Origin of the sequence: Coprococcus sp. RTP31081st1_H1_RTP31081_211007 (genome assembly GCF_040227275.1) — a bacterium.
In the GTDB taxonomy this organism is placed as follows: Bacteria; Bacillota; Clostridia; order Lachnospirales; family Lachnospiraceae; genus Coprococcus; species Coprococcus aceti.
In genome coordinates this window covers 298438-311190 of sequence record NZ_JBEHVP010000001.1, presented here as the reverse complement: position 1 = coordinate 311190, position 12753 = coordinate 298438, and the positions used below count along the sequence as shown (strand labels likewise).

The 12753-nt window shown below is 44.0% G+C and carries 10 protein-coding genes; all 10 read left to right on the top strand.

Annotation, left to right across the window (positions count from 1 at the left end; all coding sequences use genetic code 11):
• Window positions 1-58: 58 nt before the first annotated feature.
• Window positions 59-1051 (top strand): rod shape-determining protein, encoded by a 993-nt coding sequence (locus ABUA31_RS01350; RefSeq protein WP_349818378.1) that lies wholly within the window; start codon window positions 59-61, stop codon window positions 1049-1051.
• Between the two features lie 4 nt (window positions 1052-1055).
• A complete protein-coding gene (locus ABUA31_RS01345; protein WP_055144341.1) occupies window positions 1056-3035 on the top strand; it encodes a YgiQ family radical SAM protein in 1980 nt (659 codons plus the stop codon).
• A 140-nt stretch (window positions 3036-3175) separates the two neighbouring features.
• Complete coding sequence (locus ABUA31_RS01340; protein WP_044998303.1) at window positions 3176-4360, top strand: acetyl-CoA C-acetyltransferase; 1185 nt, start codon at window positions 3176-3178, stop codon at window positions 4358-4360.
• A gap of 25 nt (window positions 4361-4385) precedes the next feature.
• Complete coding sequence (locus ABUA31_RS01335; RefSeq protein ID WP_004852940.1) at window positions 4386-5177, top strand: enoyl-CoA hydratase-related protein; 792 nt, start codon at window positions 4386-4388, stop codon at window positions 5175-5177.
• Window positions 5178-5331: 154 nt separating this feature from the next.
• Window positions 5332-6204: a 3-hydroxyacyl-CoA dehydrogenase family protein gene (locus ABUA31_RS01330; RefSeq protein ID WP_022216397.1), complete on the top strand. Its 873-nt coding sequence runs from the start codon at window positions 5332-5334 to the stop codon at window positions 6202-6204.
• A 42-nt stretch (window positions 6205-6246) separates the two neighbouring features.
• On the top strand, window positions 6247-7413 hold the full coding sequence (locus ABUA31_RS01325; protein WP_004852934.1) for an acyl-CoA dehydrogenase: 1167 nt from the start codon (window positions 6247-6249) through the stop codon (window positions 7411-7413).
• A gap of 17 nt (window positions 7414-7430) precedes the next feature.
• Window positions 7431-8216: an electron transfer flavoprotein subunit beta/FixA family protein gene (locus ABUA31_RS01320; protein WP_022058361.1), complete on the top strand. Its 786-nt coding sequence runs from the start codon at window positions 7431-7433 to the stop codon at window positions 8214-8216.
• Between the two features lie 27 nt (window positions 8217-8243).
• Complete coding sequence (locus ABUA31_RS01315) at window positions 8244-9305, top strand: electron transfer flavoprotein subunit alpha/FixB family protein (protein WP_015535002.1); 1062 nt, start codon at window positions 8244-8246, stop codon at window positions 9303-9305.
• 600 nt (window positions 9306-9905) lie between these two features.
• Window positions 9906-11393 carry an MATE family efflux transporter gene (locus ABUA31_RS01310; RefSeq protein ID WP_055272913.1) on the top strand — a complete coding sequence of 496 codons (1488 nt, stop codon included), beginning with the start codon at window positions 9906-9908 and terminating at the stop codon, window positions 11391-11393.
• 164 nt (window positions 11394-11557) lie between these two features.
• The gene (gene nifS / locus ABUA31_RS01305; RefSeq protein WP_055272915.1) at window positions 11558-12739 is read left to right on the top strand and encodes a cysteine desulfurase NifS; all 1182 of its coding nucleotides are present in this window, start codon (window positions 11558-11560) and stop codon (window positions 12737-12739) included.
• Window positions 12740-12753: the final 14 nt, after the last annotated feature.

Sequence of the window (12753 nt, the reverse complement as noted above, 5' to 3'; positions counted from 1 at the left end):
CTTATAATATCTGTGTTATAGCACTGGTATTATTTTGTTGTGATAAAGGAGAATTTATATGCTTTCAACTGATATTGGAGTAGATTTAGGAACGTCAAATGTATTGATCAGCGTAAGAGGTAAGGGAATTGTTGTAAACCAGCCGTCTGTTGTCGCATATGAAGTATCTACAAAAAAAGTAATAGCAATAGGAACAAAAGCCAAGAAAATGATAGGAAAGACTCCGGAGAATATAGAGGTCGTCAGACCTCTCAATAAGGGAGTTATATCTGATTATACAATAGCGGAGATAATGCTTAAGGCATTTATCAGAAGCGCAATGGAGAAACGTTCGGGAGTTGGAAGACCAAGGATATGCGTGTGTGTTCCAAGCGGTGTTACCGAGGTGCAGAGAAGAGCTGTTGAGGAAGCAGTGTACAAGACCGGTGCCAAGACTGTGTATGTCATGGAGGAACCTTTGGCTGCTGCTGTAGGAGCAAATGTAGATATCTATGAGGCAAAGGGTAATATGGTGGTCGACATAGGCGGTGGAACCACGGATATTGCGGTCGTATCCCTTGGTGGTGCAGTGGAGAGCAGCTCCATAAAATACGCCGGAGATGACTATAATAATGCACTCATCAAGTATGCCAGAAGAAAATACAACCTGCTTATAGGTTATCAGACAGCGGAGAATGCGAAGATTGCTGTTGGCTCAGTCGTAAAGCGTGATGAAGATGTTGAGTATGTGATCAAGGGCCGTGATCTTATCAAGGGACTTCCAAAGGCTGTAACAATAACTGCGAATGAAACAGTGGATGCATTTGAGGAGACTACAGAGCATATTCTTGGAGCAATACACAATGTTCTTGAGACTGCACCGCCGGAGCTGGTGGCTGACATTGCGGTATCGGGCATTGTGCTTACCGGAGGAGGAAGTCTTATATACGGAATGGACAGAATAATCAAAGAGCGCACAGGGATAGAGGCATATGTATCGGAAAAAGCACTTGAGGCAGTGGCTCTCGGCGCTGGAATGTCTGTCAACCTCAGCGATAAGAAAGAAGATTAAATGTATGGAAAGAGATTATTTGCCGATCTGCATGGAGGACATGAAGAAGAGAGGGTGGACACAGGCGGACTTTGTGTTTGTCATAGGTGATGCCTATGTTGACCATCCCTCATTTGGCCCTGCAATCATAAGCAGATTGCTTGAGAGATATGGATATAAGGTGTGTATGATTGCCCAGCCTGATTGGAAGAATGACAAGAGCATTGATGTTTTTGGCAGACCAAGACTGGGCTTTTTGGTGTGCGGAGGCAATATGGATTCCATGGTGAACCATTATTCTGTGTCCAAGAAGAGAAGACAGAAGGATGCGTACTCTCCAGGTGGACAGATGGGACTTCGGCCTGATTATGCCACCACGGTCTACTGTAATCTGATAAGGAGAACGTACAAGGATGTTCCGATCATAATCGGAGGTATAGAGGCCAGCCTCAGACGTATGGCACACTATGATTATTGGTCTGATAAATTGAAACATTCCATTCTGGTGGATTCATCCGCCGATATACTTTCGTATGGCATGGGTGAGCACAGCATGATAGAGATAGCGGAGGCGCTCGACAGCGGAATAGATGTGAAAGATATCACATTTGTCAGGGGTACATGCTACAGGACAAAGGATATATCCGGTGTGCCCGAGGATTCCATTATACTGCCGGATTATGACAGTCTTTCAAAGGATAGACTGGAATATGCAAGAAGCTTTTATACACAGTATATAAATACAGATCCATACTCGGCTAAAACGCTGGTTGAGGGATACGGAAACAGAGGATATGTTGTTCAGAATCCTCCGGCTTATCCGCTCACCCAGATGGAGATGGACGATGTGTATGATCTGCCATATATGAATAACTACCATCCGATATATGAGGAGGCGGGCGGTATCCCGGCTATATCAGAGATAAAATTCAGCCTGACGAGCAACCGGGGCTGCTTCGGAGGATGCAGCTTCTGCGCACTGACATTTCACCAGGGCAGGATCATACAGACAAGAAGCCACGAGTCACTGATAAAGGAAGCGGAGCGCATGACGCATGATCCTGATTTCAAAGGCTATATACATGATGTCGGAGGGCCGACTGCGAATTTCAGGCATAAATCATGTGCAAAGCAGGATAAATATGGTGTATGCACCAACAAGCAGTGTCTGTTCCCGGAACCGTGCAGGAATCTGAAGGTTGACCACAAGGATTATGTTGAGCTTCTGCGGAAGCTGGAAGCGGTTCCGGGTGTGAAAAAAGTATTTATCAGATCGGGAATACGATTCGATTATGTGATGGCGGACAGCAATGATGAATTCCTGAAAGAGCTTTGCGAGAAGCACATAAGCGGACAGCTCAGAGTTGCGCCGGAGCATGTATCGGATAATGTTCTCAGGATGATGGGCAAGCCACAGAACAGTGTATATGAGAAATTCATTGATAGATACAAAAGGGTAAATGCAAAGACTGGAAAGCAGCAGTATGTTGTTCCGTACCTGATGTCATCACATCCCGGATCTACGCTGAAGGAGGCGGTGGAGCTTGCCGAATATGTAAGGGATATAGGCTATATGCCTGAACAGGTGCAAGATTTCTATCCTACGCCGTCCACGATATCCACATGTATGTACTATACCGGAGTCGATCCTAGAACCATGAAACCGGTATATGTACCTCATAATCCACATGAAAAGGCAATGCAGAAGGCTCTTATGATGTATAGAAAACCGGAGAATTATGATCTGGTCAAAGAGGCGCTCATAAAGGCCGGCAGACAGGATCTTATCGGTTTTGATAAAAAATGTCTGATAGCGCCGAGAAAGATGGACAGGAAAGGTGAACACCAGGGACAACGTTCGTATGGCAAAAATGATAAAAGTAAGAACAATTCAATCAATAATGGTAAAAACAGCAAAAATAATAAAGTTGTTCCACAGAAAAACACAAAATCATCCGGGCAGAAGAATGCTAAAAATGGCAAAAACAGGAATAAAAGGAAATAGCTCCTTCGCGGAGTCGTTCATTTTTGGTTGCGTGGCACATGCTTTTGTGCTAGAATTATGGCAGATTGTGTGAACCTTTAAGGTTTTTTTATATGTAGTCTTATGTCACACTAATATTTTTTTAAATGGAGGATTTGAAAATGGCAAAGAAGATTGTTTTAGCAGGCGCATGTCGTACAGCTATCGGAACAATGGGTGGATCACTCAGCACAACACCAGCAGCAGAGCTTGGTTCAATCGTTATCAAGGAGGCTATCAACAGAGCAGGAGTTCCTGCAGATCAGGTAGACCACGTATACATGGGATGTGTTATCCAGGCTGGTCAGGGACAGAACGTTGCACGTCAGGCTTCAATCAAGGCAGGACTTCCAATCGAGACAACTGCTGTTACAGTTAACGTTGTCTGTGGTTCAGGTCTTAACTGTGTCAACATGGCTGCACAGATGATCGAGGCAGGAGATGCTGATATCGTAGTTGCAGGTGGTATGGAGAATATGTCTATGGCTCCTTACGCTATGATGAAGGGTCGTTTCGGTTACAGAATGAACAATGGTGTACTCGTAGATACAATGGTAAACGATGCTCTCTGGGATGCATTCAATGATTATCACATGATCAAGACAGCTGACAATATCTGTGAGCAGTGGGGTCTTACACGTGAGGAGATTGATGAGTTTGCAGCAAAGAGCCAGCAGAAGGCTGTTGCAGCTCAGGAGTCAGGTGCATTTGATGCTGAGATCGTTCCAGTTATGGTAAAGAAGAAGAAAGAGATGGTTGAGTTCAAGAAGGATGAGGGACCAAGACCTGGTACAACAGTTGAGACACTTTCAAGACTCAGAACAATCAATCCTAACGGATTTGTTACAGCTGGTAACGCTTCAGGTATCAATGATGGTGCTGCAGCTATCGTTGTTATGAGCGAGGAGAAGGCTAAGGAGCTTGGCGTTAAGCCTATGGCTACATGGGTAGCTGGAGCACTTGGCGGAGTTGATCCTTCAATCATGGGTATCGGACCTGTAGCTTCAACCAAGAAGGTTATGGCTAAGACTGGTCTCAAGATTGAGGACTTCGATGTTATCGAGGCAAACGAGGCATTTGCTGCACAGTCAGTAGCAGTTGCTAAGGAACTTGGATTTGATGTTGACAAGCAGGTTAACCCTAACGGTGGTGCTATCGCTCTTGGACATCCAGTTGGAGCTTCAGGATGCCGTATTCTTGTTACACTTCTTCATGAGATGCAGGCAAAGGGTGCTAAGACAGGCCTTGCTACTCTCTGTATCGGTGGTGGAATGGGCTGCTCAACAGTCGTTAAGATCGAGGACTAATTTTAGATAATAAAGGAGATACATCATGGAGTTTGTTACATACGAACAGGATGGATATGTAGGAATTATCACAATCAACCGTCCAAAGGCTTTGAACGCACTCAACAGTGCAGTTCTTGAAGAGCTTGATGCAACATTCAAGGCAGTTGATCTTGATACAACAAGATGTCTTATTCTTACAGGTGCCGGTGAGAAGTCATTTGTTGCCGGAGCTGATATAGGTGAGATGTCAACACTCACAAAGGCAGAGGGAGAGGCCTTCGGTAAGAAGGGTAACGATGTGTTCAGAGCCATTGAGACATTCCCTATCCCAGTCATCGCAGCAGTGAATGGATTCGCTCTTGGCGGCGGATGCGAGATTTCAATGAGCTGTGATATCAGAATCTGCTCAGAGAATGCAATATTCGGTCAGCCAGAGGCTGGTCTTGGAATCACACCTGGTTTTGGCGGAACACAGAGACTTGCACGTCTTGTAGGTGCAGGCATGGCTAAGCAGCTTATCTACACAGCAAGAAACATCAAGGCAGACGAGGCTTACAGAATCGGTCTTGTGAACGCTGTTTATCCACTTGAGGAGCTCCTTCCAGCAGCTAAGAAGATGGCAGCCGGAATCGCAGCAAACGCTCCTATTGCAGTAAGAAACTGCAAGAAGGCTATCAACGATGGCTTACAGGTAGATATGGATCAGGCAATTGTTATTGAAGAGAAGCTTTTTGGTGACTGTTTCGAGACAGAGGATCAGAAGGCAGGAATGGGCAATTTCCTTGAGAAAGACAAGGAGAAGAAACTTAAGGTTGTTCCTTTCCAGAATAAGTAATAATTAACAGTTCTGATATTAACATTTAGGGTGGGGAATCTGATAAAGGTAAACCATCCTAAATGTGTGATATAAGTATTATGGTAGCATGTTAAACGAAACGTATATGAATTTCTCATGTTTACCGGAAAAAAAGATTTAGGAGGACATAAAAATGAAGGTTGGCGTAATTGGTGCAGGAACCATGGGTCAGGGCATTGCTAAGGCATTTGCTCAGGTTGACGGATACGAGGTTGCACTCTGTGATATCAAGCAGGAGTGGGCTGAAGGCGGTAAGGACAAGATCGCTAAGGGTTATGCAAGACTCGTAGAAAAAGGAAAGATGACACAGGAGAAGGTTGATGGTATTCTTGCCAGCATCACTCCAGGTCTTAAGGAAGACTTATGTGCAGACTGCGACCTTATAGTTGAGGCTGCTTTCGAGAACATGGAAGTAAAGAAGACAACATTTGCTGAGCTTGACAAGATCTGCAAGCCAGAGTGTGTATTCGCTTCAAACACATCATCACTTTCTATCACAGAGATTGGAAATGGTCTTACACGTCCTATGATCGGTATGCATTTCTTCAATCCAGCTGACAGAATGAAGCTTATCGAGGTTATCGCAGGTGTTAATACACCAGCTGAGATTGTAGAGAAGATCGTTAAGATCTCAGAGGAGATCGGTAAGACTCCAGTACAGGTTAACGAGGCTGCTGGATTCGTAGTAAACAGAATCCTCATCCCAATGATCAACGAAGCTGCATTCATCAAGATGGAAGGTGTATCAGACATAGCTGGTATTGACGCTGCTATGAAGCTTGGTGCTAACCATCCAATGGGACCACTTGAGTTAGGTGATTTCGTAGGCCTTGATATCTGTCTTGCAATCATGGACGTTCTGTACAATGAGACAGGTGACAGCAAGTATCGTGCATGTCCATTACTTCGTAAGATGGTACGTGGCGGCAACCTTGGTGTTAAGAGCGGCAGAGGATTCTATGTATACAATGCTGATCGTACAAAGACACCAGTTGATGCTCAGTAATAGTGCTAAGTAATATAATATATTCATGGAGGAATAATTAGAATGGATTTCGCTTTAGACAAGAAGTATGAAATGGCGCAGAATTTATTCAGAGAGTTCGCGCAGAATGAAGTAAAGCCTCTTGCTCAGGAAATTGACGAACAGCACAGATTTCCTAGAGAGACTGTAGAGAAGATGGCAAAGTATGGTTTCTTAGGAATCCCTGTTTCTAAGGAGTTAGGCGGACAGGGCTGTGATATTCTCACATATGCTATGTGCGTTGAGGAACTTTCAAAGGTTTGTGGTACTACAGGTGTTATCGTATCAGCACACACATCACTCTGTGTTGATCCTATCGTAACATTTGGTACACCAGCTCAGAAGGAGAAGTATGTTCCTGATCTTGCTTCAGGCAGAAAGCTTGGTGCTTTCGGTCTTACTGAGCCAGGTGCTGGTACAGATGCTCAGGGACAGCAGACAAAGGCTGTACTTGACGGAGACGAGTGGGTACTTAACGGATCAAAGTGCTTCATCACAAACGGTAAAGAGGCTGACGTATATATCGTTATCGCAGTTACTGGTATCGTTGAGAAGCGTGGCAGAAAGATGAAGGAGATCTCAGCATTCATCGTAGAGAAGGGTACACCTGGATTTACATTCGGTACAAAGGAGAACAAGATGGGTATCTGTGGTTCTTCAACATACGAGCTTATCTTCACAGACTGCCGTATTCCAAAGGACGCTCTTCTTGGACAGAAGGGTAAGGGATTCAATATCGCTATGCACACACTTGACGGTGGACGTATCGGTATCGCTGCTCAGGCTCTTGGTATTGCAGAGGGCGCTCTCGAGACAACAGTAAACTATGTTAAAGAGAGAAAGCAGTTCGGCAGATCAATCGCTCAGTTCCAGAATACACAGTTTGTTCTTGCAGACCTTGCAACAAAGATCGAGGCAGCTAAGCTTCTCGTATACAAGGCAGCAAGAAAGAAGGATGAGTACCAGAGCGGTGCTAAGGTTTCTTACTCAGTAGAGGCAGCTATGGCTAAGCTTTACGCAGCCGAGGTTGCTATGGAAGTTACTACAAAGTGTGTTCAGTTACACGGTGGTTACGGTTACATCAAGGAGTACGATGTTGAGCGTATGATGCGTGATGCTAAGATTACAGAGATCTACGAGGGAACTTCAGAGGTTCAGCGTATGGTTATTTCTGCAAACTTATTAAAGTAATATAGGAGGTACTTAACGTGAAGGTTATAGTTTGTATAAAGCAGGTACCTGATACAAAGGGTGGAGTACAGTTCAACCCAGACGGTACATTAAACAGAGCAGCAATGCTTACAATCATGAACCCTGATGATAAGGCAGGACTTGAGGCTGCGCTTAGATTAAAGGATCAGTATGGTGCAGAGGTAACAGTTCTTACAATGGGTCTTCCAAAGGCTGCTGACGTTCTTCAGGAAGCAATCGCTATGGGAGCTGACAAGGGTGTTCTTGTAACAGACCGTGTTCTTGGTGGAGCTGATACATGGGCTACATCAACAACAATCGCTGGAGCTCTCAGAAAGCTTGATTATGATCTGATCATAACAGGTCGTCAGGCTATCGATGGAGATACAGCTCAGGTTGGACCACAGATCGCTGAGCATCTTGGAATTCCTGTAATTTCATATGCACAGGAGATCAAGGTTGACGGAGACGCAGTTATCGTTAAGCGTCAGTATGATGACGGATATCATATGTTAAAGGCTAAGATGCCTTGCCTTGTAACAGCACTTTCTGAGTTAAATGAGCCAAGATACATGACTCCAGGTGGAATCTTCGATGCAGTTAATGCAGAGATCACAACACTTGGCAGAGCAGACCTCGTTGATGTTGATGATTCTAACATCGGTCTTAAGGGCTCACCTACAAAGATCGCTAAGGCTTCAGATAAGGTAAGAAAGGGTGCAGGCGAGAAGGTTGTTCCTGATTCTCCAGATGAGGCAGTTAGCTATATTGTTGGCAAGTTAAAGGATAAGCATGTAATCTAATATAGTAAAGGAAAAGTGGTGAATAAAATGGGCGCAATGAACGCAGAAGAAATGAAGAACTACAAAGGCGTATTTGTCTTTGCACAGCAGGTAGATAATAAGTTAAGTGGTATTTCTTTCGAGCTTATCGGCGAAGGAAAGAGACTGGCAGAGAAGCTTGATGAGCAGGTAACTGCAGTCCTTATCGGTTCAGACGTTAAGGGTCTTGTAGATGAGCTTGCAGAGTACGGCGCAGATAGAGTTATCGTTGTTGACGATCCAGAGCTCAAGGAGTACAGAACTGAGCCATATGCACACGCACTTGCATCAGTTATCAATGAGTACAAGCCAGAGATCGTTTTAGTTGGTGCTACAGCAATCGGTAGAGATCTTGGTCCAACAGTTTCAGCAAGAGTTGCTACAGGTCTTACAGCAGACTGTACATTACTTGAGATCGGTGATTTCCCTCTTGTTGCACTTCCAAATCAGGAGCAGAAGCACAATCAGCTTCTTATGACACGTCCTGCATTCGGTGGTAACACAATCGCTACAATCGCATGTCCTGACAACCGTCCACAGATGGCTACAGTTCGTCCAGGTGTTATGCAGAAGCTTGACAAGGTAGCTGGTAAGAAGGCAGAGGTTATCGAGTACAATCCAGGATTCGTACCTAACAACAAGTATGTTGAGATTCTTGAGATCTCAAAGGCTATCTCAGATATCAAGGATATCATGGATGCTAAAATCCTTGTTTCAGGTGGTCGTGGAGTTGGTTCAGCAGAGAACTTCAAGCTCCTTGATGATCTTGCAGAGGTACTTGGTGGACAGGTATCATGCTCACGTGCAGTTGTAGATTCAGGCTGGAAGCCAAAGGAGCTTCAGGTTGGTCAGACTGGTAAGACAGTTCGTCCACAGGTATACTTCGCAATCGGTATTTCAGGTGCTATCCAGCACGTAGCTGGTATGGAAGAGTCAGACATCATCGTTGCTATCAACAAGGATGAGGATGCTCCTATCTTTGATGTAGCTGACTATGGTGTAGTTGGAGATCTCAACAAGATCGTTCCAGCTCTTACAGAGGCTATCAAAGCAGAGCTTGCTAATAAGTAATTAACAGCTTGTTTGTCATATAGATAATTTTAGATTATCAATTATAAGTTCCCCTCTTGGATTTGATATTCAAGAGGGGGATTTTTTGAGCTGTATGGTGGTCTGAATTGTAGAATCGTTTGAATTGCATAGGGCTGTTGCAGGATGAATTCAGGTACGGAATGATTTGTGTGCGGCTACGTGAGGGTTGTGTTGAGGATATACTTGCGAAAAATTATGTGCTGTTTTTTATTGAGTGTCCGTTTTCATTACTAGGGATACTCTGCTCGATGATGAGTGAATAGCATTATTAGTGAGCTATAAATGAATTGATGATTGTAAATGTGAATATATGGGTCCAATATACGAGTCGGTGAATTGAGTCGATGAGAAATCGATAAATCGAAAATTAGAAATCAGAAAATAGAGATCGAAAATCAAAATACAAGTGTATTGTAAATAATACAAAAATAATGTAATATTAATTAGTTTGAGTATAGTAGATAAAGAGAGTATGCATGTGAGGATAAGTGCAAGTGAAGATAAGTGTGTGTGAGGATAAGCACAAATGGCAGGTATAGTACATTATGCACAGCAGGAGCATGCAGAGGAGAGGTACATATGAAAGAGAAAGACAGCGTCGAAAATAATGAAAAATCACCTGATAACAGAAAAAAATCTGGTGAGAAAATAATATCTGATAATAAAACAATATCTGCTAATGGAAAGGCGTTCGCAGGTGAGAGCAGAGAAAATAAGATGGGTGTGATGTCTGAGGGAAAGCTTCTGATGTCAATGTCACTTCCTATGATAATTTCCATGCTGTTCCAGGCTATGTACAATGTTGTGGACAGTGTGTTTGTGTCAAGATTCAGCATGGACGGACTTACGGCTGTGTCCACGGCATTTCCGATACAGAATCTGATGATAGGAGTTTTCTCGGGACTGGGAGTTGGCTTTAATGCGTTTATATCCAAGGCACTTGGAGAGAAGAAATTTGACAGGGCAAATGAAGTTGCCAGACAGGGAATATTCCTTGAGGCGATAGGATATGTGATATTCCTGATAATAGGTTTATTCTTTGCAAGGACATTCATGGAAAGTCAGACGGGGGATGCACGGGTAATCCAATATGGAACAGAGTATCTCAAGGTGTGCTGCTGTTGTGCTTTCGGTATAGCTTTCCAGATGACATTTGAGAGATTGCTGCAGTCCACGGGACGTACAATGTACAGTATGATAACCCAGATACTCGGTGCTGTCATCAATCTTATACTTGATCCTATAATGATATTTGGTCTTCTCGGATGTCCACAAATGGGAGTAAAGGGTGCTGCCATTGCAACTGTATGTGGACAGTGTATAGCCGGAACTCTTGCTATGATATTTAATATCAAGAAGAATCCGGATCTCCATATAACACTCAGAAGATTCAGGCCACATGGCGAGATAATTGGTAAGATTCTCAGCGTAGGTGTGCCGTCGGTTATCATGGTTGCAATAGGTTCTGTGATGAATTATTTCCTGAATCTGATACTGTACTCATTCTCGAAATTGGCCGTTGCAGTGTTCGGAGCGTATTTCAAGGTGCAGAGTATGGCATTTATGCCTGTATTCGGATTGAACAACGGAATGATACCGATAATTTCATACAACTACGGAGCGCAGAAACCTGACAGAATGAAACGCACCATGAAGCTTGGTGTGATGGTCGGTTGTTCCATTATGGTATTCTGTCTTGCTATCATGCAGGTATTTCCGGGACAGATACTTAAAATATTTGATGCCACAGATGAGATGCTGTTGATGGGTATACCAGCGGTCAGGATCATGAGTACAGCGTTTATATTTGCGGGATTTTCTGTCACATGTTCGGGAATGTTTCAGGCTGTAGGAAAGGGCGTGTACAGTATGATAGTGTCTATGGCGAGACAGCTTTTTGTCATACTTCCTGTGGCATATTTCCTGTCGAAAGCAATGAACAGTGTGAATGGTGTGTGGGCAGCGTTCCCTATCGCAGAGGTTTTCAGTGTGATCATATCGACGATCTTTCTTCTCAGGGTCTATAAGAAAATAGTAAAGCCTATGGAAAGCGTCCAAAGAGATTAAGAGACGAAGATAATGAGATATGATGAGAGCATAATAATATATACATAGCACGTGGCATTTGTATAGTGGTAGAATACTATATAGTAATATAGTTTCGTGTGATGAATGCAGTGTTGCATTTGTCATTGACAAGTGACAGAAAAGGTAATGGAAAGAGAGCGAAAATGGGAAAGTTAATATATATGGATCATGCAGCGACGACGGCGGTGAGACCTGAAGTGCTCGACGCCATGTTGCCTTATTTTACAGAAAAGTTTGGAAACCCTTCAGGCGTATATACATTTGCATCGAGAAATAAGGATGTGATAAATGTGGCGAGGGATATAATTGCTGATTCGCTTGGCGCAAAGCCTGAGGAGATCTATTTCACGGGCGGTGGTTCGGAATCGGATAACTGGGCTTTAAAGGCTGTAGCGGAAGCCTTTCAGGATAAGGGAAAACATATAATTACGACCAGGATAGAGCACCATGCCATTCTTCACACATGTCAGTATCTGGAGAAGAGGGGCTTTGACGTGACATATCTGGATGTGGATGAGAAGGGGATGGTTGATCCTGATAGGCTGGAGTCGGCGATAAGACCGGATACGATCCTCATCTCGGTTATGGCTGCAAACAATGAGATAGGAACCATAGAGCCGATAAGCAGGATAGGAGCTATTGCGCATGAACATGGCATTCTATTCCACACGGATGCGGTTCAGGCGTATGGACAGATACCACTGGATGTAAATGCCATGAACATAGATATGCTCAGCAGCAGCGGACATAAGCTTAATGGCCCGAAGGGAATCGGGTTTCTGTATATACGGAGCGGAATAAAGCTTGGAAGCTTTATCCACGGAGGCCAGCAGGAGAGAGGAAGACGTGCCGGAACAGAGAATGTACCGGGGATTGTAGGAATGGGCAAAGCTGCGGAGCTTGCGATGCTCTCAATGGAAGATCGGATGAAGCAGGAGACAGATATCAGAGATCATATAATACACAGAATTTTATCGGAGATTCCTTATTCCAGACTGAACGGACATGACAAAGACAGACTTCCGAACAATGTAAATGTCAGCTTCCAGTTCGTTGAGGGCGAGACGATCCTCATCATGCTTGATATGGCGGGCATATGTGCTTCTGCCGGTTCCGCATGTACATCGGGTTCTGTTGATCCCTCCCATGTGCTGACAGCTATAGGGCTTCCGAAGGAGATATCCCATGGTGCGGTCAGACTGACTCTGGGATATGAGAACACCATGGATGAGGCGGATGCGGTGGTAGATAATCTCAAGAGAATCGTGGAAAATCTCAGAAAAATGTCACCTGCGTATCAGGATTTTGCCAGGAGAAACATGTAAATTACACAAGATAT